This window comes from Bacillus sp. es.036 (assembly GCF_002563635.1).
Taxonomy (GTDB): Bacteria; Bacillota; Bacilli; order Bacillales; family Guptibacillaceae; genus Guptibacillus.
The window spans coordinates 2,318,288-2,344,053 of sequence record NZ_PDIZ01000001.1 but is presented as its reverse complement, the minus strand read 5'-3'; the positions used below and the strand labels follow the sequence as shown (position 1 = coordinate 2,344,053).

Annotated in this window: 29 protein-coding genes; 24 read left to right on the top strand and 5 right to left on the bottom strand. The window is 40.6% G+C overall.

Annotation, left to right across the window (positions count from 1 at the left end; translation table 11 throughout):
* The first annotated feature begins 25 nt into the window (after positions 1-25).
* The 3 genes from ATG70_RS12030 to ATG70_RS22515 all read left to right on the top strand — a co-directional run bounded on the left by ATG70_RS12030 (position 26) and on the right by ATG70_RS22515 (position 1,689).
* Complete coding sequence (locus tag ATG70_RS12030) at positions 26-877, top strand: EcsC family protein (protein WP_257147777.1); 852 nt, start codon at positions 26-28, stop codon at positions 875-877.
* The gene (locus ATG70_RS12025; RefSeq protein WP_098444535.1) at positions 867-1,373 is read left to right on the top strand and encodes a MogA/MoaB family molybdenum cofactor biosynthesis protein; all 507 of its coding nucleotides are present in this window, start codon (positions 867-869) and stop codon (positions 1,371-1,373) included. Before ATG70_RS12030 ends, ATG70_RS12025 begins: the two co-directional genes overlap by 11 nt.
* Before the next feature lie 157 nt (positions 1,374-1,530).
* On the top strand, positions 1,531-1,689 hold the full coding sequence (locus ATG70_RS22515) for a hypothetical protein (RefSeq protein ID WP_179886258.1): 159 nt from the start codon (positions 1,531-1,533) through the stop codon (positions 1,687-1,689).
* A 50-nt stretch (positions 1,690-1,739) separates the two neighbouring features.
* On the opposite strand, the gene ATG70_RS12020 is transcribed toward ATG70_RS22515, so the two are convergent.
* Positions 1,740-3,065, bottom strand: coding sequence for a purine-cytosine permease family protein (locus ATG70_RS12020; RefSeq protein ID WP_098444534.1), 1,326 nt, complete (start codon positions 3,063-3,065; stop codon positions 1,740-1,742).
* Between the two features lie 125 nt (positions 3,066-3,190).
* On the opposite strand from ATG70_RS12020, the gene ATG70_RS12015 reads away from it, so the two are divergent.
* The 13 genes from ATG70_RS12015 (at position 3,191) to ATG70_RS11955 (ending at position 12,532) form a co-directional block, all read left to right on the top strand.
* On the top strand, positions 3,191-3,565 hold the full coding sequence (locus ATG70_RS12015; RefSeq protein ID WP_098444533.1) for a hypothetical protein: 375 nt from the start codon (positions 3,191-3,193) through the stop codon (positions 3,563-3,565).
* Between the two features lie 56 nt (positions 3,566-3,621).
* Positions 3,622-3,990: a fluoride efflux transporter FluC gene (locus ATG70_RS12010; protein ID WP_179886257.1), complete on the top strand. Its 369-nt coding sequence runs from the start codon at positions 3,622-3,624 to the stop codon at positions 3,988-3,990.
* A 2-nt stretch (positions 3,991-3,992) separates the two neighbouring features.
* A complete protein-coding gene (locus ATG70_RS12005; protein WP_098444531.1) occupies positions 3,993-4,331 on the top strand; it encodes a fluoride efflux transporter FluC in 339 nt (112 codons plus the stop codon).
* 120 nt (positions 4,332-4,451) lie between these two features.
* The gene (gene ald / locus ATG70_RS12000) at positions 4,452-5,570 is read left to right on the top strand and encodes an alanine dehydrogenase (RefSeq protein ID WP_098444530.1); all 1,119 of its coding nucleotides are present in this window, start codon (positions 4,452-4,454) and stop codon (positions 5,568-5,570) included.
* A gap of 133 nt (positions 5,571-5,703) precedes the next feature.
* Complete coding sequence (locus tag ATG70_RS11995; RefSeq protein WP_098444529.1) at positions 5,704-6,168, top strand: DUF3939 domain-containing protein; 465 nt, start codon at positions 5,704-5,706, stop codon at positions 6,166-6,168.
* 56 nt (positions 6,169-6,224) lie between these two features.
* The gene (locus ATG70_RS11990; protein ID WP_098444528.1) at positions 6,225-6,731 is read left to right on the top strand and encodes a DUF4178 domain-containing protein; all 507 of its coding nucleotides are present in this window, start codon (positions 6,225-6,227) and stop codon (positions 6,729-6,731) included.
* 14 nt (positions 6,732-6,745) lie between these two features.
* Positions 6,746-7,417: a PspA/IM30 family protein gene (locus ATG70_RS11985; protein ID WP_098444527.1), complete on the top strand. Its 672-nt coding sequence runs from the start codon at positions 6,746-6,748 to the stop codon at positions 7,415-7,417.
* 26 nt (positions 7,418-7,443) lie between these two features.
* Positions 7,444-8,004 carry a DUF4247 domain-containing protein gene (locus ATG70_RS11980; RefSeq protein WP_098444526.1) on the top strand — a complete coding sequence of 187 codons (561 nt, stop codon included), beginning with the start codon at positions 7,444-7,446 and terminating at the stop codon, positions 8,002-8,004.
* A gap of 19 nt (positions 8,005-8,023) precedes the next feature.
* Positions 8,024-8,419 carry a DUF350 domain-containing protein gene (locus ATG70_RS11975; RefSeq protein ID WP_098444525.1) on the top strand — a complete coding sequence of 132 codons (396 nt, stop codon included), beginning with the start codon at positions 8,024-8,026 and terminating at the stop codon, positions 8,417-8,419.
* Positions 8,420-8,449: 30 nt separating this feature from the next.
* The gene (locus ATG70_RS11970) at positions 8,450-9,994 is read left to right on the top strand and encodes a polyamine aminopropyltransferase (RefSeq protein WP_098444524.1); all 1,545 of its coding nucleotides are present in this window, start codon (positions 8,450-8,452) and stop codon (positions 9,992-9,994) included.
* Between the two features lie 98 nt (positions 9,995-10,092).
* Positions 10,093-10,773 (top strand): metal-dependent hydrolase, encoded by a 681-nt coding sequence (locus tag ATG70_RS11965; protein ID WP_098444523.1) that lies wholly within the window; start codon positions 10,093-10,095, stop codon positions 10,771-10,773.
* 104 nt (positions 10,774-10,877) lie between these two features.
* Entirely contained in the window at positions 10,878-11,114 is a 237-nt protein-coding gene (locus tag ATG70_RS11960) for a hypothetical protein (protein ID WP_098444522.1), read from the top strand.
* A 107-nt stretch (positions 11,115-11,221) separates the two neighbouring features.
* Positions 11,222-12,532, top strand: coding sequence for a DRTGG domain-containing protein (locus ATG70_RS11955; RefSeq protein WP_098444521.1), 1,311 nt, complete (start codon positions 11,222-11,224; stop codon positions 12,530-12,532).
* A gap of 44 nt (positions 12,533-12,576) precedes the next feature.
* Here ATG70_RS11955 and ATG70_RS11950 read toward each other — a convergent pair whose 3' ends face one another.
* Positions 12,577-12,882 (bottom strand): YtpI family protein, encoded by a 306-nt coding sequence (locus tag ATG70_RS11950; protein ID WP_098444520.1) that lies wholly within the window; start codon positions 12,880-12,882, stop codon positions 12,577-12,579.
* A gap of 108 nt (positions 12,883-12,990) precedes the next feature.
* On the opposite strand from ATG70_RS11950, the gene ATG70_RS11945 reads away from it, so the two are divergent.
* On the top strand, positions 12,991-13,926 hold the full coding sequence (locus ATG70_RS11945) for a DHH family phosphoesterase (protein ID WP_098444519.1): 936 nt from the start codon (positions 12,991-12,993) through the stop codon (positions 13,924-13,926).
* 53 nt (positions 13,927-13,979) lie between these two features.
* On the opposite strand, the gene ATG70_RS11940 is transcribed toward ATG70_RS11945, so the two are convergent.
* The 3 genes from ATG70_RS11940 to ATG70_RS11930 form a co-directional block, all read right to left on the bottom strand.
* Entirely contained in the window at positions 13,980-14,171 is a 192-nt protein-coding gene (locus tag ATG70_RS11940) for a hypothetical protein (RefSeq protein WP_098444518.1), read from the bottom strand.
* A 96-nt stretch (positions 14,172-14,267) separates the two neighbouring features.
* Positions 14,268-14,774: a sporulation membrane protein YtrI gene (gene ytrI / locus ATG70_RS11935; protein ID WP_098444517.1), complete on the bottom strand. Its 507-nt coding sequence runs from the start codon at positions 14,772-14,774 to the stop codon at positions 14,268-14,270.
* On the bottom strand, positions 14,771-15,136 hold the full coding sequence (locus ATG70_RS11930; RefSeq protein WP_224883343.1) for a YtrH family sporulation protein: 366 nt from the start codon (positions 15,134-15,136) through the stop codon (positions 14,771-14,773). Before ATG70_RS11930 ends, ytrI begins: the two co-directional genes overlap by 4 nt.
* A 177-nt stretch (positions 15,137-15,313) precedes the next feature.
* Here ATG70_RS11930 and ATG70_RS11925 point away from each other — a divergent pair, with 177 nt between their 5' ends.
* The 7 genes from ATG70_RS11925 (at position 15,314) to pyk (ending at position 25,635) form a co-directional block, all read left to right on the top strand.
* Positions 15,314-18,661, top strand: coding sequence for a DNA polymerase III subunit alpha (locus tag ATG70_RS11925; protein ID WP_098444516.1), 3,348 nt, complete (start codon positions 15,314-15,316; stop codon positions 18,659-18,661).
* Between the two features lie 133 nt (positions 18,662-18,794).
* Positions 18,795-20,033: an NAD(P)-dependent malic enzyme gene (locus ATG70_RS11920; protein ID WP_373560785.1), complete on the top strand. Its 1,239-nt coding sequence runs from the start codon at positions 18,795-18,797 to the stop codon at positions 20,031-20,033.
* A gap of 140 nt (positions 20,034-20,173) precedes the next feature.
* A complete protein-coding gene (locus tag ATG70_RS11915; protein WP_098444514.1) occupies positions 20,174-20,821 on the top strand; it encodes a FadR/GntR family transcriptional regulator in 648 nt (215 codons plus the stop codon).
* Between the two features lie 31 nt (positions 20,822-20,852).
* On the top strand, positions 20,853-21,710 hold the full coding sequence (gene accD / locus ATG70_RS11910) for an acetyl-CoA carboxylase, carboxyltransferase subunit beta (protein ID WP_098444513.1): 858 nt from the start codon (positions 20,853-20,855) through the stop codon (positions 21,708-21,710).
* Entirely contained in the window at positions 21,710-22,687 is a 978-nt protein-coding gene (gene accA, locus ATG70_RS11905) for an acetyl-CoA carboxylase carboxyl transferase subunit alpha (RefSeq protein WP_098444512.1), read from the top strand. Before accD ends, accA begins: the two co-directional genes overlap by 1 nt.
* A 115-nt stretch (positions 22,688-22,802) precedes the next feature.
* Positions 22,803-23,762 carry a 6-phosphofructokinase gene (pfkA, locus tag ATG70_RS11900; RefSeq protein ID WP_098444511.1) on the top strand — a complete coding sequence of 320 codons (960 nt, stop codon included), beginning with the start codon at positions 22,803-22,805 and terminating at the stop codon, positions 23,760-23,762.
* Between the two features lie 118 nt (positions 23,763-23,880).
* Positions 23,881-25,635 (top strand): pyruvate kinase, encoded by a 1,755-nt coding sequence (pyk, locus tag ATG70_RS11895; protein ID WP_098444510.1) that lies wholly within the window; start codon positions 23,881-23,883, stop codon positions 25,633-25,635.
* The last annotated feature ends 131 nt before the right edge of the window (positions 25,636-25,766 follow it).

Here is a 25,766-nt window from a genome sequence, read left to right as displayed (position 1 = left end):
GGGTTGAAGGGAGCGATTTCAATTGGTGTGGACAGAAAGAGAACAAAAAAGAATGACGGTCATTCATTTATGGGAAGAAGAGCATTTTGCGCATGAAGCAACTGACATAGAGCGAACATTTCACAAGTTGTATAACCACCAGCTCAATCAGCTGGATTCTAAAGCCAAAACACGTTTGTATGCCGTAATGGACTCGGCGCTTTTTCATATGCATTCGCTTATACAAAATTCACAATCTCAGGTCGATGCCAGTCATCGACTCTTAACCGATGCACGCTTGTTTCATCCAGAGATCGAACAAATTCAGGATATGAAGAACTTGACTGTTGATCAGCTTGTCTATATTGCTGATCAACAAATTGCGCGACAGCGAATGGTTTCATTTGCGCAAGGGGGACTTGCAGGTACGGGAAGTTTTTTATTATTAGGTCTTGATTTACCAGCGGTGCTTGCCATTAACCTAAGAACGGTACAGCTTATTGCGATGACTTATGGTTACCCTGTCAATTACCCTTCTGAAATGATGATAGCCCTTAAAGTTTTCCACATGGCTACTCTTCCTAAAGGTTTACAAGAGCGAGCCTGGCGAGAATTAGAGCAAGAAGTAAAGCAAGAGCAGGCACATCCATATTTTTATGAAGGTCCTGAAGGAATTGCTGATGCCAACTGGTTACAGGGTCCGATGAAGCAAATGATAAAAGGTACCGTACTAATGATGCTGCGGAAAAAAATGATTCAAGGAATTCCGATTCTTGGCATAGCGATTGGAGCAGCTGTGAACTATCGATTTACTCGGTCAGTCAGTGAAATCGCTCATAAGTTCTATGAGAAACGTTTTCTAAATGAACTTAGAGAGGAGTATGGAAATGAGCTTTAGTGAACATAAATCCAGTGCGCCGGCAGTTATTCACTGTTTGATTATCACTGTCAGTGACACAAGAACAAACGAAACTGATAAAAGCGGAAAAATCATTTCCTCCTTACTAGAAGAAAAAGGTCATAAGGTGATCGAGCGAACCATTGTAAAAGATGATCAAGAGGAAATTTGGTCGGCTATTCAGCGAGGGATTGCTGCTAGTGATGTGGATGCTGTTTTATTAAATGGAGGAACGGGCATTTCTAAAAGAGATGTCACCTATGAAGTTGTTGAAGGAGTGCTTGAGAAGGAGCTAGCTGGGTTTGGTGAGCTGTTTCGTATGATTAGCTATACAGATGATATTGGCACGCCAGCTATGCTAAGCAGAGCCATTGGAGGGGTTGCAAAGGAAACGGCCATCTTTGCTATGCCGGGTTCTTCAGGTGCTGTGAAATTAGCGATGTCTAAGTTATTAATCCCAGAGCTTCCTCATATTGTGCGAGAGCTTCGTAAATAACTGCTTATTCCTTCTAATTGCACTCAGACTCGATACATAAGTTATCTTTTGTTATGAATTTCCTCACTTGTTTTGAATTAATCCTCAATCGATAAGTAAACCGTCCTGTTGTTGGAAAGAATACGAAAGCAAGACTGAAACGACAGGAGGCTACGTGATGACTGATAAGAAGAAGGAATTGATTTATGATGAAAGTGGTGAAATGGCTGTTCACCAACAGCTAAGTGAATCGTATCAGAGCGGTGTGATCGATGAGGAAGAACAAAAAGAAGCAAAGAAGCTTCCTCGTAAAGCTGATCGGAAAAGTTATTATTAATAAGGAAAAAAAGTTCATGCCGTGAGCATGAACTTTTTTCATGGTACCATTCAGTGAACGTTTTTTTTCTTAAAACGGTGGAACAAAAGGTACAGTATACCTGTTAATAGAAAAGATAAAAATCCTGGTGAATAATCAGTAGGAAGCAAAAGATAGAATAAAACACCCAATAAAATGGCGAGGAATCCTGAGCGGTTTAATGTTCTTTCTGATAAAGTCTCGAGCATGGCAGATGTGAAGCTTCCTTTTTTTATCACCATAAAATCAGTCACAATTACGGCAGATAATGGAATAACAAAAGCACCAAGCAAAGAAATAAACGATTCCGCTTCATCCACAAAGGCTGGAAATGCACTTAACGCTACAGCAGCGAAACCTAGTAAAAGGGCACTCTTCACTCGTCCGAGAGATGGAAACGTGTTTAGAAGGCTATATCCTCCTGTGTACGCATTGCTAATGTTGATCATGATCATTGAACAGAGTGCGGATGCAAAGATTAGGATTAACAGGAGAGTAGATTGCGTCTGTTGACTTGTGATTAAAAAAGGGTTCCATGTTCCTGCTACTGTAGCGGTATAGGCACCGAGAAGTGCGGTTAATGTAAACCCAAAGGTATTCCCAGAGAATATGCCCCAGAATGCATGCTGAGGAGATTTAGCGTATCTTGCCATATCGGAAGAGCTGCTTACTCCAGATACATACTGAACAAATGCAAGGCTGGCGAAGAAAAAGAATGATCTGTTTGGTTCTCCATTAAATGTGATAACGGATGAGTAGCTGCTGCCGTTAATAGAAGTAGTGAAATAAACAAAGAACATTGCAACGCCTCCAGCAAATAAAAGAGGAAGAAAATACTTGGTCACTTTTTTAACCGCATCGAAACCGACTAACGCAAGTAACGCCATTATAGTAGCAAGTAACAGTGACGTCGGCAGAAACAGAAGCTTTATTGAAAAAGCGCGTTTCATTAACTCAACGACCATATAAGTACCGCCAATGGTTTGGACGGAAAACCAGTATAGTGACGTGATGGTTCTAACTGGTGAAGCAAAGTATTGGGCTCCCTTTACACCAACAAATGCTCGCACTGCATATTGAGACGGGATTCCGCGTCTTGCTCCTGGAAAGGATAGGAATGAGACGAATAGAAAGGCGACAGTTGCTCCGAATACGGTCGCAAGCACAGCCCAAATGAAGCTAAGTCCTCCTTCGAGAACGGCAAGAGCAGGCACAAGGAAATTCCCGGCATTCACGGATACAGCCATTTGAATCATGGTATATTCGTACCAGCGAGTCGTACGCGACGTTTCTGGAACGGATTCAAGTCCATATCTTTCAATTTGAATAGAATTAGATGATTTCGGTAAACTGCTCATAGACTCTCCTTTTACAACAAATATAGTTTTATTTTAGTTGTGATCTTAAGCGGAAGCAATTCTAATGATGCGTTTAGGAATAATATTCATCACTTTCAGTCAGCATAAGGAGGAGGTGATGAATAATGAGGAAACTTACCATCATAACTTTTGCTGTTTACTTATGTCTGTTTACAATTCGAGCAGAAGCTTCTACACTCCAGAACAGTTTTTCATTTAAATGTATGGTTGTTTCTAATGGAATTGAACATGAATGGGAGTTCTCTAGTCCGAATGAATTTGAAGTTGAGAACGGAAATGTTGTTGAAAAGGGAGAGCGAGCAAAAAAGGAAGTCGAAGCTTTGTTTCAACATCTAGAAGTAACCGAAATTGCAAGAGTAGAAGAACTTGTGAAAAAAATGGACAGCTTTGGTTATCAAAACGCGGAACGATTTGAATTAAAGTGGATGGATGCGAGCGGAAGGTTATACACCTGGGTATGGGATGAAAACGATCAGTAGACTTTGAATAGCGGTTTCGATAAGATGAGGAAAGACGTGAAAGGAGCCGCATTCAAGTGAAAAATAGTTTTGCTGTCATAGCTGGTGGAGCCATTGGAGCCTCTCTTAGAGGGGGAATTGGTACAGTGCTGAATGGCAGTCCGATCGCTACCTTTATTGTCAATATCGTCGGCTCCATTCTTCTAGGTTTTTTCTATCAATTTGTAAGTATGAACCCTCGCCTTTCAGATTCAGTGAAAAAATTTATTGCGACTGGTTTGTTAGGATCATTTACAACCTTTTCCACGTACTCTCTTGATTTGTTCGTTTACATAAGAGATGGTCACTTTTGGGGATTAGCTTTGTATGGTGGCGGTAGTATTCTAGCTGGAATCTTAAGCGTCATCATAGGGGTTTCCTTAGCGAAAAAAGTGGGGAGGGACTAAGGATGGATTGGTTGATGATTGCTATTGGTGGCGGCGTTGGGGCATGGCTTCGTTATGTCACAGCACTAGGGGTAAACCGCTTTAATCAATTTCATTTCCCGCTAGCAACTCTTTTAGTAAATCTATTAGGAAGTTTCTTAATGGGGATGGCGTTTGGAGCGGGAGATTGGGGGCCTGGGATCTCAACAGGTTTTCTCGGAGCGTTGACGACCTTTTCGACATTTATGTATGAAGCATTTGAGCTAGCTACAACTAAGCTTTGGCTATCGGTTGTTTACATCGTTGTTAGCTTAATTAGCGGGTTGTTAATGGTAACTGTGGGGTATATGATAATAGTGTGAAGATTACGAAAATAAACTTATGTTTTTACGTTTAGAGAATCGTCTTTTGAATGATTTTGGTAACTTTTAGAATGGTTGGGTGATTTTATACGGCCAAAGAGAGACGAAGGAGGAGTATGCATGCATATTGGCATTCCTGTGGAAGTGAAAAACAATGAGAACCGAGTAGCGATGACACCTGCTGGAGTATTAAGTTTAACGGGCTTCGGCCATGAAGTATATATCGAAAAAGGGGCGGGAGTGGGTTCTGGTTTTGGAGATGAGCAGTATCTAGAAGCTGGCGCTCATCTTGTTGAAACGGCCGCAGAAGCGTGGTCGAAGGAAATGGTTATGAAAGTAAAAGAGCCGCTTCCTCAGGAATATGGTTATTTTCGTGAGGGGCTAATTTTATTTACATATTTACACCTAGCTGCGGAGTCTGAGCTGACACGAGCGCTTGTGGAAAAAAAAGTGATTGGCATTGCGTATGAAACGGTTCAGCTGCCAAATGGCTCATTACCTCTTTTAACTCCTATGAGTGAAGTGGCTGGCCGGATGGCTGCACAGATCGGTGCTCAATTTCTTGAGAAACCCAAAGGTGGACTTGGCATTCTATTAGGTGGCGTTCCAGGCGTAAAGAGAGGAAAAGTTACTGTCATTGGCGGCGGAGTTGTTGGTACGAATGCAGCTAAAATTGCAATGGGACTTGGAGCAGACGTAACGATTATGGATTTAAGCCCAGAACGAATGCGACAGCTTGATGATATTTTTGGAACTGAAATAAATACGATGATGTCCAATCCACTAAATATAATAGAAGCGGTAAAAGAATCAGATCTTGTTATCGGTGCTGTTCTTATTCCAGGAGCAAAAGCGCCAAAACTGGTAACGGAAGAGATGATTAAAGAAATGAAGCCGGGTTCCGTCATCGTTGATGTGGCGATTGATCAGGGAGGTATATTCGAAACAACGGATCGTATCACAACTCATGATAATCCAACCTATACGAAGCACGGTGTTGTGCATTACGCTGTAGCCAATATGCCTGGCGCTGTGCCACGTACATCCACGATTGCCTTAACGAATGTGACTGTTCCTTATGCGGTTCAGCTTGCGAATAAAGGATACAAGAAAGCCTGTCTTGAAAATGAACCTTTGTTAAAGGGGATTAACACGATGCATGGTTTTGTAACGTATGAAGCAGTAGCTGAAGCGCAACAGCTTGATTATAAAAGTGTTCGTTCACTCCTTGAAAAGTAAAGGAGGTATAAAGCAGCTAGTAGCTGCTTTATTTTTTTACGCCTTGTATGACGGCTCGTTATTATAAGAAGTGTGAATGTAGAAAAGGATTTTCTTCATTCAATACGGAACATGTGTATGGGGAGGTGAAAACATGGCATTTTGGAGAAAAAAGAATGAAAAGAGTAAAGTGGATCATCCAACGATGATAGAAGCAAGCCTTCATGAAATACGGCAGGCAGTCGGTAAATTCGCAGAAAAGAAACGTGATGGTATTTCGTTAAAAGTTCTTGTAAAGGATAACAATGAACTCGATGCTTCTTTTCTTATATCTCACCTTGGAGGTATTCCGTCTAAACCATTTTATATGTCGAAAGAGACGTTTGAACTTTTTGAAGAACAACACCGTCATATTCCATTTTGGATTGATACAGTTCAGAGAGCTGTGGACTTATACATTCATTCTGAGAAAGAAGCTCCGGTCATCGAAGGAGATCCGTTTCGGAAAATCAGCTTCTTTAAACTGGAAAAGAAAGCTCTCTTAACAGAACGACCCCCACTGGATTTCTATTATACTGAGCAAGAGGGAATGGTTTCTCATCGAAAACCAGAAAAATAAAGGGAACTTTTTTAGCGATGATTCGTATAAAACTATGAGGGATGGGAGGCGAGGAAATGAGTTTTTTATCAAAATTATTCGGAAAGAAGGAAGAAAACACGATTAAAGAAAGGACCGTTTTTTCGATTCAAGTTGGGGATATCGTCACTTATGATCTGGAGGATTATGAAGTTGTCGGATCACTGACGTATCAGAATAATGGCTATAAGTGGTACGCCTATCAGCTGAAATCGGGAGCATCCTCGGTATGGCTAAGTGCCGAAATGGATGACGAACTTGAGCTAGGCATTTATCGTAACGTGAAGGAAAAGCTGGCAAGACCCATACCAAAAAAGCTAACCATAGACGATGTTACGTATTATAGAGAAGAACATGGTCGAGCAAAAGTGTCAGGGACTGGGCGTGGTAGTAATTTAAATGGGCAGGAAGTAGAATACCACGATTTTTCAAATGAAGATGAAACAAACTTTCTATCAATAGAAATTTGGGGTTCTGAAGTAGAAGTAAGCAAAGGATATGCTATTGAAGAGTATGAAATTAAAATTCTTGCTGGAAGTAAATGAGAGGATGATAGCAAATGTTTAATATGTTTAAACGAGTTAAAACGATCATGTCTTCTGAACTAAATGCTGCACTTGATAAGGCAGAAGATCCGGTAAAGATGCTAGAACAGTTTATGAGGGATATGGAAGCAGATATTCGAGATGCTGAAACAGCTGTAGCGAAACAAATATCGAATGAAAAAATGTTAAAAAAGAAATGGGACGATGCTAAAGCCATGGTTTCAAAGCGCCAGGATCAGGCGATGAAAGCGCTAGAATCTGATAATGATGATTTAGCCAGAAGAGCGCTTCAAGATAAAAAAGATCATGAAGCAAAAGCAGAAACACTGAAGACATCTTATGAAAGAGCAAAGACTGATGCAGATTCTCTTCGTTCAAAGTTAGATGAGATGAAAGAAGAGTATCGTCAAATGCAGCTGAAGAAAGATAGTCTAAAGGCTCGTGCAGAGTCAGCCAAAACGAAAACGAAGATAAATCGTGCCATGTCTGATATTGGCGGTGATGATTCTAAACGTGGTTTTGAGCGGATGGAGGAAAAAGTTCTTCAATACGAGGCGGAAGCTGAGACAAGTGAAGATATGCGTTCGAAAAGTCGCTCTCTTGATGATGAGCTTGATGCACTTGACAAAAATGACGGTATCGATGATGAATTGGCAGATCTTAAGAAAAAAATGGGGAAAGAATAAGCTTTCCCCTTAAATGGGGTGGAAGAATGAAATGGCTCACTGGATTACTGACAGCATTCATTCTGCTCTTATCGGCATGTGGGATTACGAAGGATATTCAAGAAATCGTCGAAGATCGTTATCAGCTTGAAGATGTCGTTGAAAGCAGCGTGGATTCAAGCGATGTCTCAAAGGTTTACAATGCTGAGGAAGATATCCCTACTGTTGCCTCCTACTTACAGGAACAAATAAAGCCGAATGAAGTCAGTGAATTAAAAGAAGGCAAACAAATTCTCGTTTATGATGACTATCTCGTTACGTTGCAAGAAAATGATGACGCATCGAATACCCTCGTCGAAGTCGCTACAGTTGGATTTGTACGAGATAACTACCAACCTAATTTCTTTGATGGGTTACTAGCTTATTATATTCTAGATGAAATACTGGATGTAGATGACTGGGGGAAAAAACAAAAAAACCGTTGTTTGAACGCAACCGGGAATTGTTATGGAGGATATGGCACCACAGGTGGTACATATAAAGGACCGACAACGATTCCGTCTTTTCGAGGATCGAGTCGCGGCGGCGGTCCGGGAACAGGGAAATAATTGAAGGAGGATCATCATAATGGGACCATTTTTATTAACATTTATTTATTTTATTGCAGCGATTGTTGTTGTAGTTGTTGGATTAATTATTTTTGAATTGATTACGACAAAATACAAGGATTGGGAACAGGTTGAAAACGGAAATACGGCAGTTGCGCTATCCATAGGTGGTAAGATTATTGGAATTTGTCTTATCTTAGCTTTCGCCATTTATCATAGTTCAGATGTTCTCGATACAGTCATATGGGGTGCCTATGGCGTGGTTCTTCAATTGGTGGCTTATTATATCTTTGATTTTCTTACAAGGCGTTTCTCAGTGGAACAAAAGCTTAGTGAAGGTGTTGTATCAGTAGGTATACTCTCCATGTGCGTTTCCATTGGTCTTGGCTTAGTAGTAGGAGCATCAATCACGTAAAAAAGAAATGAACAGCTGAAGGTGAAAGTCATGAGCAGGACGTTTAGTAAAAGCAGTCAGTTGTACTGGGCTTCAGGAATTGTATCGATCTGCGGAATTATTTTTGAAGTGCTGTTCGGCGCGCTAGGATCATACATACTAGGTGATGGTGTAAAGCAATATACGTTAACCATTTCGCTCTTTCTGACTGGAATGGGGATTGGCGCATCCCTGAGTGAAAAAGTTGTGAAAAACTTAATTACAAGATTTATTGCGATAGAACTTCTTATTGGTTTAATAGGTGGGTTTTCTAGTTTTACGGTATTTGGAATTATGGCAATTGCAGGAGAAGAAGCAACTACTATTGTACTCTATACGACCATTCTTATTGTAGGCGGATTAACGGGCCTTGAACTACCAATTTTGATTCGAAAAGCGAATGAAATTGGTGTAGAAATTAATAAAAGTACAGCAAGAGTTCTCTTTTCTGACTATGCAGGAGGACTTGTAGGGGGACTATTATTTGCCTTTTACCTTCGACCAGAATTTGGCCTTGTAAAATCAGCTTTCCTTGTCGCTCTCGTGAACATTCTCGTCGCATTTTGGATGATTTATTCATTTCGAAAAGAGATGGTTTATCGAGCTGTTTATATTGGAATAGCAATGCTTTTGTTTTTACTAATGGTTGTCGGTACAATTTTTGGTGAGGAAATGGCTTTCTCTTTTGAGCAGCGTTTATACAAAGATCCAATCATTTACTCGGAAGAAACTTCTTATCAAAAAATCACCTTAACGAGGGAACAGGGAGATCTTAGACTTTTTTTGAATGGACAGCTTCAGTTTAGTTCAAGTGATGAACATCGATACCACGAAACGCTCGTTCATATCCCGATGGCGACAGTTCAAAATGCTGAAAATGTATTATTACTGGGAGGCGGAGATGGACTAGCTGTTCGAGAGCTTTTAAAATATGATCGCGTGAAATCGATAACAGTAGTAGACTTAGATCCCGAAATGGTGAAGCTCGCTAGAGAACATCACTTATTAACGGAATTAAACGAGCATGCGCTTGAAGATAAACGTGTTCAAATTAAAAATGAAGATGCTTTTCAATATATTAAACAAGAAGAAAAAGCATTTGATGTGATCATTGTTGATCTTCCTGATCCAAATAATGAATCGTTAAACAAGTTGTATACGTGGGAATTCTATTCGTTGTTACGTAATCATTTGGAAATCAACGGAGCGTTAATGGTACAAGCAACAAGTCCATTGTTTGCAAGAGAAGCTTATTGGACAATTGATCGCACGATCGCAGAGACTGGTTTAATCACTTCGAATTACCACGTCGACATTCCGAGCTTTGGTAACTGGGGTTTTGTGATGGGGACGAGAGAGCCGGTAGATCAAGAGAAGCTAAAGCTTGCTGTAAAAACCAAATTTCTATCAAGTGAGATGATTCCCTCCCTTAGCGTGTTTGGGAAAGATGAAGATCAACAGATGATGAGAGAAGGGAAGAAGGTTCGATTTGAACCGAATACACTTATTCAACCTCATCTAATCGAAAAATACGAACGAGCATGGTTGTATTACTAGTTTAGATCATTACTCAAAGGGAACTTACTGACTAGAGTCAATCCTTCTATATTTTTCATGGAGGTTGAAAATTCCAACCGTTAAAGGAGCGATACCAAATGAAAGTTACATTTCATGGTCATTCAGTTGTTGAGATTGTCACGGAAAAAGCAAAAATTTTAATTGATCCTTTTATTTCAGGTAATGGACAATGTAAGTTAGACGCTAACGAAGTGAAGTGCGACGTTATTTTATTGACACACGGACATAATGATCACGTCGGAGATACAGTTGATATTGCGAAACGAAATGATGCTTTAGTCGTAGCTCCATTTGAACTGGCTACATACCTTGAATTTAAAGGGGTTAATGCTCACCCTATGGCCATTGGTGGCGCTCACGAATTTGAATTTGGTAAGGTGAAGCTAACGCAAGCATTCCATGGTTCGAGCTATACAGAAGAAGAAAATCAGCAAATTATCTACACGGGCATGCCATCCGGTATTCTGTTTAGTGCAGAAGGAAAGACGGTTTATCATGCTGGTGATACCGGACTCTTTTCAGATATGAAGCTATTGTCTGATAAGTCAATTGATCTTGCGTTCTTACCGATTGGTGATAATTTTACAATGGGACCAGAGGACGCAGCTGTTGCTGCGAAATGGATTAACGCAGACGTAACTGTGCCAATTCACTACAATACGTTTCCACTTATTGAACAAGATGGTGAGGCGTTTGCAGATAGCCTTAAAGGAACGAAGGGTAAATTTTTACAATCAGGCGAAACAATCGAATTATAATCCAACACAAAACCGATGCACTGCATCGGTTTTGTGTTGGATAAGCGTATTAAATTAGCCAATTCAAACATATCCTTTTAGAAAGGCTGTAAGGGGGAATTGGTGTGAAACAACGATTGTTTTTATCTGTATTGTGTATTCTGTTTTTAATGTATGATGCTGTACCACGTTTTCAAATTGATTTAACGCTTGAAGGTGCTTTCTTTAGTCTCTGGCTTCTCTTTGCTGTCATGGCGCTTGGTGGAAATCTTGCTGGTTTGTTCTTTGGGAGAAGAGAAACTCAGTTTATATCAGAAGAGGATTTACCAGTCGATTTAAGAAAAAAACAATACAGTCGTTGAAGTTATAGGGATGAGTTATGTATAATGAAGTCAATTCAAACACCACTATAACAGAAGTAGTATATCTACTGATACAGATGTGAACGTAGAAAGTATGGTGAAAGAAATTGACAACGAAACATGAACAGATTCTCGAATATATTGAGACGCTAGAAGTGGGAAGTAAAATATCTGTGCGTCAAATTGCAAGAGAGCTGAAAGTGAGTGAAGGGACAGCCTATCGAGCGATCAAGGATGCTGAAAATAAAGGTACGGTCAGCACAATTGAACGTGTGGGCACAATCCGAATTACAAAAAAAGAAAAAGAAAACATCGAAAAACTCACTTATGCTGAAGTGGTGAACGTAGTGGATGGACAAGTGCTTGGAGGGAGAAACGGCCTACATAAAACCCTTCACAAGTTCGTTATCGGAGCGATGAAATTGGAAGCAATGATGCGCTATGTTGATCCTGGGAGTTTACTCATCGTAGGTAATCGAGACAATGTACACAAAATTGCGCTTGAAGCAGGCGCCGCCGTTTTGATTACGGGTGGATTTGACGCGCAGGACGATGTGAAAAAAATGGCAGATGCCTATGATTTACCGATTATTTCAACATCCTACGATTCCTTTACAGTAGCAACCATGATTAATCGAGCGATATATGACCGGTTGATAAAAAAGGAAATTGCTTTAGTCAGTGATATCTTAACGCCACTTACGAAAACAAGTTTTCTTGTGACGACGGAAAACGTAGGTCGTTGGCACGAGTTAAATGAGAAAACGCTCCATAGTCGTTATCCTGTTGTGGACCCTAATATGAAAGTGCAGGGAATTGTGACTTCTAAAGATATTCTTGGAGAACGTAACGAAACACCAATTTCAAAAGTAATGACGAAACATCCTTTAACAGTAAATGAACAAACATCGGTTGCATCTGCTGCCCATACAATGATTTGGGAAGGAATCGAAATGCTGCCGGTTCTCGATCAATACCACCGTTTGATAGGAATTATTAGTAGACAAGATGTGTTAAAAGCGCTTCAAATGATTCAGCAACAGCCTCAAATCGGTGAAACGTTTGATGACCTGATTACGAGTCAAATTAAAGATGTGTCAACACCATCAGAAAGTCGCTACAGCTGTGAAATAACGCCACAAATGACAAGCCTACTTGGAACTTTATCATATGGGGTTGTGACTACCCTTGTAACCGAAGCTGGTAGCCGGGTATTAAAGAAATACAAAAAAGGTGATTTGGTTGTTGAAAATATTACGCTTTATTTTATAAAACCCGTTCAAATCGATCATACAATTGAAATTGTTCCTAAAGTACTCGAAGTCTCACGTAAATTTGGGAAGGTCGATGTTGAAATTTATCATGAAGGGTCAGTTGTAGGCAAGGCGCTCATGATGGCGCAGCTCATCGATCGATAAAAAAACCGCCAATTACTGTGGCGGTTTCATTATTCATATCGTGCTTAATTTTGCTTCATCATATTTGCCTCTTCAATGGCAAAAGGAAGGTAGTGACGGTATTTTTTGTAGCCGACTACAACGTTTGCAAGGCCGAGTAAAATGAAGACAGCAGCGACGATAAACGTTACAGTTGATAAAGAAACAGTGAGTGAATTAATCGCAAAAAAGATAAGGAAAAGTCCTAATGCAATACTTGCTTTTGAATGAAGCCACTGTGTCGTTGCTACACCGCTATGACGTACAGCTTTCACTTTGTAGAACAAATAGAAAACAATTGAAAAAACAATAAAAATAACAAAGATAGGCATGGCTGCTTTCCTCCATATTCAAGGTTCTTTTCTATTGTATAGAAGATGATAGGGAAAATCTATGTCAGAACAATAACAATTAGGAACGCAGTCGAAAGGAGAAGCTTCATGAAAGAAAAAATATTAGATGCTATCGAACAATATGAAACGATTATTATTCATCGCCACGTGCGTCCAGATCCTGATGCATTAGGATCACAAGGCGGTCTTGCTGAGCTTATTCGAACTTCTTTTCCTAAGAAGAAGGTCTATACTGTCGGTGAAGAAGAACCTTCACTCACATTTCTAAATCGAATGGACAAGGTATCAAATGAGACTTATGAAGATGCCCTTGTCATTGTTTGTGATACGGCTAACCAGCCGCGTGTAAGTGATGAGCGCTATCGAAATGGCAAGCTCCTCATTAAAATTGATCATCATCCAAACGAAGATCCTTACGGTGACCTTCTATGGGTAGATACCTCTTCAAGTTCTGTGAGTGAAATGATTGTTGATTTATATCTAACAGCAAAGGAACGAGGATACGAGCTATCTGAAAAAGGAGCTTTTCTTCTGTATGCAGGAATTGTAGGGGATACAGGGCGTTTTATGTTTTCTAATACGACTCAACGTACCTTTATGTATGCTGGGGAGCTTTTAAAGTTTGGTGTTGACACGGGCTTTCTTTATAAAGAACTATACAGGACAGAGCAGCACATCGCCCGTTTAAATGGCTATGTTCTGCAACATTTTGAAACATCAGAAACGGGTGCAGGATGGATGAAAATCACAAAAGAAACCGTTGCTTCATACGGAGTAACCGCTAGCGAAGCATCCCAGCTAGTGAATACTTTCTCCAATGTAGCGGGATTAAAAGCGTGGGTATTCTTTATTGAGGAGGCAGACCAAATTCGCGTTCGCCTTCGTTCGAAAGGTCCTGTTGTAAATCAAATTGCAGCACAGTTTAACGGAGGTGGACATCCAATGGCTGCGGGTGCCACAGTGTATACATGGGAAGAAGCGAACGAGGTTCTTGCTGAACTTGAAAAGGCGTGCAACGAGTAAGTCACAAAAAAGACCGGTATCTCCTTTTTAAAGGGATTTCCGGTCTTCCTTGTTTACACCTGATCGTGTGACTTAGGAATAAACCATGAACCAAAGCTTGTCACGTCTTCGTGCACGTCGATGTTAAGTGATTGCAGCTCCTTTTTAATAAGGGCAGTCATTTCATGGGACTCTGCGTAAGCGGATCGTCCATTCATTAAATCAGCGATTTTTGCTCTCGCGATTTGTTTGCGATCAATAACCATCGCGCCACCTCCACAATTTCTATACTCTTATCATATACTACGCTTGTGAAAATTGCGACTTGTCTGACAAAAGGTCACAAAATAGATCTATTTTCGCTATTGGACGAGCTTGATTGCAAGCTCTACTTCAACTGTTGTCCAAAGAATAAATTGTTTTACTTCAAATCCATATTTTACGTCATCAATGATTAACGTTTTATTTTCGAGGGATGAGATGATAAAGCTTCTTGTTCTCGATATCGCTCCAAGATCTTTGTTGAGAAGATCGTTCAATTCACTTTGAATTTCTTTTTTGAGCTCATGACGGGTTAAGGAGTTAAGTGGTAATTCCTTATCTTTTTCAAAAGTCACGTCAATTTTTTTTACAAGCAGTGTTTTCTCAATATCGGTGCTATTGTAATTTTCTTTATCGTCGAGCAAGGTTTGATTCTGCATTTTTAGATCAGAGATTTCAATTTTTTGCTCTTTGATTGTCGTAATCTGCTTTTCGTACATTATACCAAAAAGCATAAGAAAGAAGAGCCAACCAAAAATCACCCCTACACAAAGGCCGGCTAGAAATCGCTGCCAGCCCTTTCTAGAATAAAGAGGGGGGACTCTCATAACGTGGAACGTTCCTGTGTTAGCCAGTTAATAATTTCCATTCCAGCTTGGGCGCCACCGAGCGCACAGAATATCCATAAAAACTGACGCATGATTTCGTCTGGTGAACCGCTGAGAAAACTTCTTTCCATATTATTGATTGTGTCGAACGTACCTCCAATCGCTGCTGCGATCGCCCAGATTTTTAATCGTTGTGCCACAATAAACATCCAATGTAGCGGAGGTTCACCAGAGAGAAAAGCTCCAATACCTCCGATGAGAGAACCTCCAACAATCACTCCAAAGGCTACAAAAAAAGCAATAATCAAGGTAACGAGCGTTACTCTCTCCATTTTTGATTCCTTCTTTCTAATCAGTTTCATTTAGGATCTTCTTATAAATGAACGAAAAAATAACTTGGCGTATTTAAAGCGAGGCAAATGATTGCATTTAGTACAGCCTATGCAACCATGAGAGAATGTTATGCTTGATAATGTTTGTTTGAGAAGCTTGAAGTATCTATAATAGAGGATAACAGCAAATTGAGAGTGGGATAATCTATGGAATTCGTGCATCTTCGTGTCTACAGTGAATATAGTCTTCTAGACAGTCCGAGTCGTATTGAAGCGCTGATAGAATCAGCAAAACAAAAAGGGTATCAGTCGCTTGCCCTAACGGATAAAGGAACTATGTTTGGAACAATTCCTTTCTACAGAGCATGTAAAGCAAAGGGCATTAAACCGATCATTGGTCTGGATGTCCGCGTGGGAAACCGTACTGCTCTTCATACGCGCGATCAATTCGACCATCTTGTTTTACTGGCTGTTAATAAAGTAGGGTACGATAATTTATTAAAGATCAGCACACACATGCAGTGTGCAACGGGTAATATCCCTTACATAGAAAAAGAAGATTTAGTTGAAAATGCAAGCGGGCTTATCGCTCTTTCAGGGTCTATTTCTAGCAAAATCGGACAGGAACTTTTACATGGTGAAGAAACGACCGCATTTGAAATGGCGATGGAGTATCAGCGTATCTTCAAGGAAGGGTTTTATCTTGAGATGCAGGATCATTCGTTACGAGAAGAAAGGCAACTCAACTTATTGCTCTCCACGTTTGCAAACAAGGTCAATCTTCCCTTAACGGTGACAAATGCTGCACATTATATTAACCGGGAAGATGGAGAAGCACATGATTGTTTGAGGTGCATAGACGCAGGACAGCGGTTTGAAGACAAAAATCTCGTTGCGCTACCTAACCATGAGTACTATTTAGCGTCTTCGGAAGAAATGACGCAGCGATTTAGAGGGTACGAGACAGCTCTTATAAATACAACTGATATTGCGGCAAGGTGTAATGTAGAATTAAATTTTAATCAAACACATTTGCCTCTTTATCCGGTGCCTGATGGAGTAACGGCTTTTGACTATTTAAAGAAAATTTGTTTCGACAATCTTTCTGAGCGCTATTCATATCAGGATGAACGCGTCACTGAACGGTTGGATTACGAACTTTCTATTATTAACAAAATGGGGTTCAATGATTATTTTCTAATTGTTTGGGACTTCATGAAATATGCGCATGAGCATCAAATGATTACTGGTCCAGGTCGTGGCTCTGCGGCAGGTTCTCTTGTTGCTTACTTATTGCATATAACAGATGTGGACCCTATTGAACACAACCTTTTATTTGAGCGATTCTTGAATCCAGAGCGCGTCACAATGCCTGATATTGATATTGATTTTCCTGACGTTAGACGAGATGAAGTGATTGATTATGTACATGAGAAATATGGTCATGATCGTGTCGCTCAAATTGTTACGTTTGGTACGCTTGCAGCAAAGGCAGCCATTCGAGACGTGGGGCGAGTATTAGAGGTAGATAACAAGCTCCTTGATGCCATGTCTAAAGCGATCCCCTCACGCCCCGGCTTGACGTTAAATCAGGCGAAAGAAGAGTCGAAGGTTCTTAAGGAGCTCATCTCTTCATCAAAAGAAGGGAAACGCGTTTTTGAGATAGCTAGTACAATTGAGGGGCTTCCACGACATACGTCCACCCATGCTGCTGGAGTGGTGATTTCAGCAGAGCCTCTCACGCAGCATGTTCCTTTGCTTGGTGGTCATCACATTAACTTAACCCAATTTCCGATGAATGATTTAGAAGAGATTGGTTTATTGAAGATGGATTTCCTGGGGCTTAGGAATTTAACCTTAATTGAAGGTATATTAAATGACATTGAAGAGGAAATGGGTCAAAGGCCTTCTCTTTCAACGATACCAATGGATGATGAAGCTACTTTCTCTCTACTACAAAAAGCCGATACGACTGGTGTATTTCAACTTGAATCTGATGGAATGCGTCAAGTACTTAGAAAGCTAAAGCCAACTGAGTTTGAAGATATTGTCGCTGTTAATGCACTTTATCGTCCGGGACCGATGGAGAATATACCTCTTTTTATTTCTGGTAAGCACAAAGAAAGAACAATTGAATATCTCCATCATGACCTTGAACCTATTCTTAAATCAACCTATGGGGTTATTGTCTATCAAGAACAAATTATGCAAATTGCTTCTAAGTTAGCTGGTTTCTCTCTGGGAGAAGCTGATCTATTGAGAAGAGCTGTATCTAAAAAGAAGCGTGAAGTTCTTGAGTCAGAAAGAGAGCACTTTGTAAGGGGATGTCTTGAGAAGGGATATCCGAAAGATATAGCTCTTAAAGTATATGAGTATATTGTTCGATTTGCGGATTATGGTTTCAACAGAAGTCATGCGGTTGCTTATAGTGTCATTGCTTACCAGCTCGCTTATTTAAAAGCAAACTATTCGCGCTATTTCTTTTCAAGTCTTCTGAATTCTGCCGTCGGAAACCAGGATCGACTTGCGACGTATTTAGCTGAAGCGAAACAAAAAGGCATGATGGTTCAACCTCCATCGATTAATAGTAGTCAAGAGACATTCACGGTGGAGAAGAATACCATTCGATTCGGACTTCTGCCGGTAAAAAATGTTGGGAGAAATGCGATTGAAGAGATCGTGCAAAAAAGAACTCATCCTTACAAAAGTCTTTTTGATCTATGTGCGAGGATTTCGCTGAAAGTGGTGAACAAGCGCGCTCTTGAATCACTTATATTTGCTGGGGCAATGGATGAGTTTGGGGTAAGTCGTTCTTCTATGCTTGCCTCATTAGAGGGGGCAATGAATTACGGATCTGAACAAAGTGGTCAGGAAGGCTTCTTCCAAGATGGCGAAACGGAACCAGCTTACGAAAGCGTTCCCCCTTTTGATGAAGCGGAAATGCTCGCTTTTGAAAAAGAAGCGATTGGTTTTTACTTAACGGCTCATCCGCTTGATCCTTATTTGGACAAATTAAAAGGTTATGTAAGGAACGTTACGAAAGATGCGATAGAGGCTGAGGATCGTGCACCGCTTAGGTTGGCTGTAGAGGTATTGAAGGTCCGAAGTATTCGAACGAAAAAAGGTCAAATGATGGCCTTTCTAACACTTGGTGATGAAACAGGAGAAATTGAAGGGGTGGCCTTTCCTGACGTTTGGGAGAAAATGGAGAGCCTATTGACTAAAGGAGAATTTCTATATGTTGATGGGGTGGGACAAAAGAGAAATGATCAGACGAATATCATTATATCAAGGGTCATGAAGTTAGCGGATATTAAGCCGAAAAAAGCAAAACAAACCCTGTTTCTTAAAATTGAACCGCATCACGAAAGCGTCTTAAGTGAAGTGAAGAAAGTGCTTCACCAACACTCAGGCGACACAGAGGTTGTTATTTATTATAGTAAAACAGATAAAACAGTTAAATTAGGTGAAGGATGGCTAGTGAACCCTGATCCAGACTGTGTTCACACGTTGAAAAAATTACTTGGTGAACGCAACGTCGTGAAAAAGCCGTGATGAAAATCTTTACAGCAAATGGTGATTTGTTATAATGGTGAAAATAGAGTGGTCTGACCACTGCCCAAATGTTCTAGGGGAATTGTTAACATAGTCTAATGCTTCTGAAAAAAGGAGAGTGGAACGATTGTCCATTACAAGAGAAGAAGCCCTACATATTCACAGAGTGAGGCAAGGAAAGTTAGAATCAAAATCAAAAGTACCTGTTCGTAATGCCACTGATTTAAGCCTGGCTTATTCACCTGGTGTAGCAGAACCATGTAAGGAAATTTATGATGACAAGAATAAAGTATATGAATATACGATGAAAGGAAACATGGTGGCTGTTGTATCAGATGGTACCGCAGTCCTTGGTCTTGGAAATATTGGACCTGAAGCTGCTCTTCCTGTAATGGAAGGAAAGGCCGTTCTTTTCAAGAGTTTTGCCGGGGTTGATGCATTTCCAATTTGTTTAAACACAACAGATGTCGATCAAATCGTACAAACTGTTAAGTTAATGGAACCTACTTTTGGTGGGATTAACCTTGAAGATATTGCTGCTCCAAACTGTTTTGTGATCGAAGAAAGACTGAAAAAAGAAACAAATATCCCCATCTTTCATGATGATCAACATGGTACAGCGATTGTAACCGTAGCGGGACTAGTTAATGCTCTGAAACTATCAGATAAGAAGATGAGTGAAATTAAAGTTGTCATTAATGGTGCAGGAGCAGCGGGCATTGCCATTATTAAACTTTTAAATCGTTTCGGTGTAAAAGATATTATTATGTGTGATTCAAAAGGGGCTATTTACGAAGGTCGTTCTTACGGAATGAATGATGTAAAAGCGGAAGTAGCCAAATATACAAATCGTGATAAAGCTGAAGGATCCCTGAAAGAAGTGATTGTGAATACGGATGTTTTTATTGGGGTATCCGTTGAAGGCGCCTTGACAAAAGAAATGGTGGAATCAATGAATGAGGATCCTACCATTTTTGCTATGGCGAACCCAAATCCTGAAATCATGCCTGACGATGCGAGAGAAGCGGGAGCTAAAGTGATCGGTACAGGTCGTTCAGATTTCCCAAATCAAATTAATAACGTACTTGCATTTCCTGGTATCTTTAGAGGTGCTCTTGATGTTCGGGCGACTCACATTAACGAAGATATGAAAGTAGCTGCTGTACAAGCCATTGCAGAGTTAGTTGCTGAGGAAGATCTAAATGCAGACTACGTGATTCCTGCTCCATTTGATCCGCGCGTAGCACCTGCTGTTGCTGCAAGCGTAGCGAAAGCTGCTATGGAAACCGGAGTAGCTCGTATAAATGTTGATCCTGAAGCTGTTAAAGAAAAAACGCGTTCTCTTGCAATCATTGAAGCAGATAATGAATAAGTGGGGAAGAGCTTGACTTTCTCACTTTTTTCTTGCATTTTACTTATGAGCGCGGATTGTATTTTGAGAATACCTGGTGAAAAGCCGGGTTATTCTAACGTTCTCCTGTTCTTAGAGCTAAGAAAGGGTGTTGACTTCCAATGACAACCCAGGGGAAAGTCTATCAGAATATTCTTCAGAAGATAAAGGCGATTATCTATAATGATGGTTTACAAACCGGCGATAAGCTCCCTTCGGAAAGGGAGCTTTCTGATCGCTTAAATGCCGGAAGATCTTCTATAAGGGAAGCGTTAAGATCAATGGAAATGCTAGGTCTTATTGAAACGCGACGCGGTGAAGGGACTTTTATAGCCAATGCTAGAGATCATCGCCTTGTAGAAGTGATTGCATCTTTCATTTTAAAAGATACCAAGTCGAAAGAAGATTTGCTTGAAACGAGGAAATTAATCGAAAAAGATATACTAAGAGTGGCTTGTGAACGGATTTCAGATGAATATATTGATCGATTAAGAACTATGATGGAACATAAGGACAACTCTTCAGATCGAGACATTTTTTCGACTGAGTTTGATACTGCTTTCTTCCGTGTCATTGTTTCATCCACACATAATCACTTGCTTATGCGCTTATGGGCAGAGCTTGCGGATTATCACCAGACAATTTGGAATCAATTGACATTTCGTCCAACTCATTATTATGAGGCTATGATTCATGCGCTCGTTTCTCGAAATCAAGAAGCGGCAATTAATCTTTTGGATAAGTATGAAATGAAAAAAACGGAAGAATAGCCATTAGGATAAGCGAAAGGAATGGTCAACATTGTTAAAGGATTTGTTCAACAAGAAAAAAAAGTATGCGACAGTTCCTTCAGATAAAATAAAACAAGATGTCCCTGAAGGCATCATGACAAAGTGCCCAGGGTGCAAAAGTATTATTTATACGAAAGAACTTGAAAAATCCCATAAGGTTTGCGTGAAATGTGGCTATCATCACCAGATGTCTGCCCCTGAACGCTTAAAAAATACGCTTGACCAAGGTTCATTTAGAGAACTGGACGCAGAGATGATTTCCGAGAACCCTCTCTCTTTCCCTGGTTATGTTGAGCGCTTGGAAAAGGATCAAAAGAAATCTTCATTGAACGAAGCGGTGGTAACAGGTGAAGGAACGATTGACGGTTACCGAACAGCTATTGCTGTGATGGATGCACGTTTTCGAATGGGTAGCATGGGGTCTGTTGTAGGAGAAAAAATCACAAGAACGATTGAACATGCACATAAAGAAAAAATTCCTTTTATCATTTTTACAGCCTCCGGTGGAGCTAGAATGCAGGAGGGTGTGCTTAGTTTAATGCAAATGGCGAAATCCAGCGTAGCCCTTAAACGCTTTAGCAACGATGGTGGATTGTTCATATCTATTATGACGCATCCTACAACTGGCGGAGTTTCAGCGAGCTTTGCTTCTGTAGGTGACTTTAATTTCGCTGAACCTAAGGCTTTAATTGGTTTTGCTGGGCGAAGAATTATTGAGCAAACGATTCGTGAAGATCTTCCAGAAGATTTTCAAACAGCTGAGTTTTTGTTACATCATGGTCAATTGGACCGTGTTATTCATAGAGCGGATATGAAGAAAACGCTTAGCCAAATTTTAATGATTCATGGAAATAGAGGTGAGAAATAATGGGGCAGAGGCTTGATTTTGAACGACCGCTTCAAGAGTTAGAAGATAAAATCAAAGAACTTCATGCTTTTATGGAAGAGAAGAAGGTGGACCTTACTGATGAAGTTTCACGACTTGAAAAACGACTTTCTAAAATGGAAGGTGAAATTTACGAGAATTTAACCGCGTGGAACCGTGTTCAATTAGCAAGACACCCTGAGCGACCAACGACATCAGATTACATCGATCGTATTTTTGATGATTTTCTTGAATTGCATGGTGACCGTCTGTTTGGAGACGATGAAGCCATTGTAGGGGGAATCGCTACGTTTGAAGGCAATCCTGTTACAGTTATTGGTCATCAGCGGGGTAAGGACACAAAAGAGAATCTTAGAAGGAACTTTGGTATGCCGCATCCGGAGGGGTATCGGAAAGCGCTTCGATTGATGAAGCAAGCTGAAAAATTTCAGCGTCCGGTTATTTTCTTACTAGACACGAAAGGCGCATTTCCTGGTAAAGCCGCAGAAGAACGGGGCCAGAGTGAAGCGATTGCTAGGAACCTGATCGAGATGGCTGGATTAACAGTCCCAATTATCTGCATTGTTATCGGTGAAGGCGCGAGTGGGGGAGCGCTTGCCATTGGTGTAGGTAACCATGTGCACATGCTCGAAAATTCATGGTATTCCGTTATTTCCCCTGAAGGTGCTGCGGCTCTTTTGTGGAAAGATTCAAGTCTGGCACAACAAGCGGCAGATACAATGAAAATTACAGCGCCAGATTTGAAAGAGTTAAATGTCATTGATGAGATTATCCCTGAAGTAAAAGGTGGCGCGCATCGCAATGTGGAAGAACAGGCAAACGCTATTCAGAGCGCCCTATCTAAATCTCTTGAAGAACTGACACAACTTACCAAAGAAGAGCTGGTGGATCATCGTTATGAAAAATACAGAAATATTGGACAATATACGTTTGTAACCGATACCATTGGCTTGAAATAAGGGAAGTGCTTTCTCGCAAAAGAGAAAGCACTTTTTTGCGATGTACCTTTGCTATTGTATTAAGGGGCTGTATTTGATATTTTAATAACACAAAGAACTAATGAGGTGAACAGTTATGAAACGTATTGGTGTACTTACCAGCGGAGGAGACTCACCAGGAATGAACGCAGCTATTCGTGCTGTCGTTCGAAAAGCAATTTACCATGATATTGAAGTTTACGGGATCTACCACGGGTATACCGGGTTAATGAATGGAAATATAGAGAAAATGGAAATCGGCTCTGTAGCAGATATCATTCATCGTGGAGGAACGATGCTTTATTCTGCACGTTGTCCAGAGTTCAAGACACTTGAAGGTCAGCTTAAAGGTGTTGAAAACTTAAAGAAGTTTGGTATTGAAGGGCTAGTCGTTATTGGCGGAGACGGTTCTTACCGAGGTGCTCAGAAATTGACTGGGCATGGTTTCCCAACGATTGGAATTCCGGGAACAATTGATAATGATATTCCTGGAACGGATTTCACAATCGGCTTTGACACTGCATTAAATACTGTTATTCAAGCAATTGACAAAATCCGTGACACGGCCACTTCTCATGAGCGTACATATGTGATTGAAGTAATGGGACGCGACGCTGGGGATATCGCTTTATGGTCAGGACTTGCCGATGGAGCTGAATCAATTCTTATCCCTGAGGAGAAGTTCGAGATGTCAGACATTCTAAGCCGTCTCAAGCGTGGACATGATCGTGGGAAGCGCCACAGCATTATTGTTGTTGCGGAAGGTGTTGGAAGCGGCGTTGAAATTGGAAAGCAAATTCAAGAAGAAATGAACATGGAAACGCGTGTAACAGTTCTTGGCCATGTTCAGCGTGGTGGTTCACCAACAGCAGCTGACCGCGTTCTAGCAAGTCGTCTTGGAGCACGTGCAGTCGAACTTCTTCTTGAAGGAGCAGAAGGTAGAACAGTTGGCATTCAAAACAACCAAATTGTTGATCTAGATATTAACGAAGCTCTTGCACTTCCACACGAAGTGAACCAGAAAATGTGTCAGCTTGCAAAAGAGCTATCCATTTAGCAGTATGCGGGGCACCCCTTCATAGGTAAGGGGTGTATCGTAATGCCTGAAAAAATACATAACATTTCTGTTATGAAGAAAACTAATTGAAGCATAGCTTTTAGGAGGAGACAGACCCATGCGCAAAACTAAGATTGTCTGTACGATAGGACCAGCAAGTGAAAATGAACAAACATTAGAGAAATTGATTAATGCAGGAATGAATGTTGCTCGTTTGAATTTCTCACACGGTGATTTTGAGGAACACGGTAATCGTATTAAGTCAATTCGTTCAGTGGCTGAGAAGCTAGGTAAAAACGTAGCGATTCTTTTAGATACGAAAGGCCCAGAAATCCGTACGAATAATATGGAAAATGGCGGCATTGATCTTGAAGCAGGTCAACAGCTTATCGTATCTATGGAAGAAGTTCTAGGCACAACAGAAAAGATTTCTGTTACGTATCCTGAACTTGTTAACGATGTTCACGTAGGATCTAAAATTCTACTTGACGATGGATTAATTGAACTGGAAGTAAAGCAAATCGAAAAGAATGAACTTTATACTGAGGTTCTAAATAATGGAACGTTGAAAAATAAAAAAGGTGTTAACGTACCGAACGTAAGTGTTAACCTTCCTGGTATTACGGATAAGGATGCTGCAGATATCGAGTTCGGTATCGAGCAAGGTGTAGACTTTATTGCTGCGTCATTCGTTCGTCGTGTATCCGATGTTCTTGACATTCGTAAACTTCTAGAGAAGCATAAAGCTACTGATATTCAAATCATCCCTAAAATTGAGAACCGTGAAGGTGTCGATAATATTGATTCCATTCTTGAGATCTCTGACGGCTTAATGGTTGCTCGTGGTGATCTTGGTGTTGAAATTCCAGCTGAAGAAGTGCCTCTAGTACAAAAACAGCTTATTAAGAAATGTAATGCACTTGGTAAACCAGTAATTACAGCAACACAAATGCTTGATTCTATGCAGCGTAATCCACGCCCAACACGTGCGGAAGCAAGTGACGTTGCCAATGCGATCCTAGATGGCACAGATGCGATCATGCTCTCAGGTGAAACAGCAGCTGGATCATATCCAATCGAAGCTGTACAAACGATGCATAACATTGCATCATACACTGAAAAATCACTAAACTACCGTGATCTTCTTTCTGTGAGAAGTAAAGAAACGGAAACAAATACAACAAATGCGATCAGTGAATCTGTTGCACACACAGCTTATAACTTAAATGTGCCTGCTATCATTACAGCTACAGAAAGCGGTCATACGGCTCGCATGATCTCTAAATATCGTCCGAAGGCACCAATTGTTGCTGTAACAAATACAGCTAGCGTATGCCGCAAGCTTGCTCTTGTATGGGGCGTTCACGCACAAGAAGGACATAAAGTCTCAACTACGGATGAAATGCTAGAAGTGGCTGTAGACGCTTCAATCCAATCTGGTATTGTTAATCACGGAGATACTGTTGTCATTACAGCGGGTGTACCGGTTGGAGAATCTGGTACAACAAACTTGATGAAAGTTCACGTGATCGGTGATATTCTTGCAAAAGCACAGGGTATTGGCAAAACATCTACTTCAGGACGCATTGCGATTGCAAAAACAGCTGAAGAAGCGATTCAAAAAGCAGATGCTAACACAATCCTTGTGACGATTGCTTCTGATAAAGATATGGTTCCAGCACTAGAAAAAGCAGCTGGACTTATTACAGAAGAAGGCGGTCTTACGTGCCATGCTGCTGTTGTCGGCTTAAGTCTTGGTCTGCCTGTAGTCGTTGGTCTTGAGAATGCTACTGAGCTATTTGAAGAGGGTCAACAAGTAACGTTAGATGCAACAACAGGAATTATTTACAACGGGAAAGCAAGTATCCTATAAGTATGATGTAAGCTTTTAAAGGCTGTCGAGTAAATCGACAGCCTTTTTCCATACTCCAAAACCTCTTGTGGGTATTCTTTATAATGAACGAATGAGGCAATTGAGTTCGAAAAAAATTGAAAAACACGTAT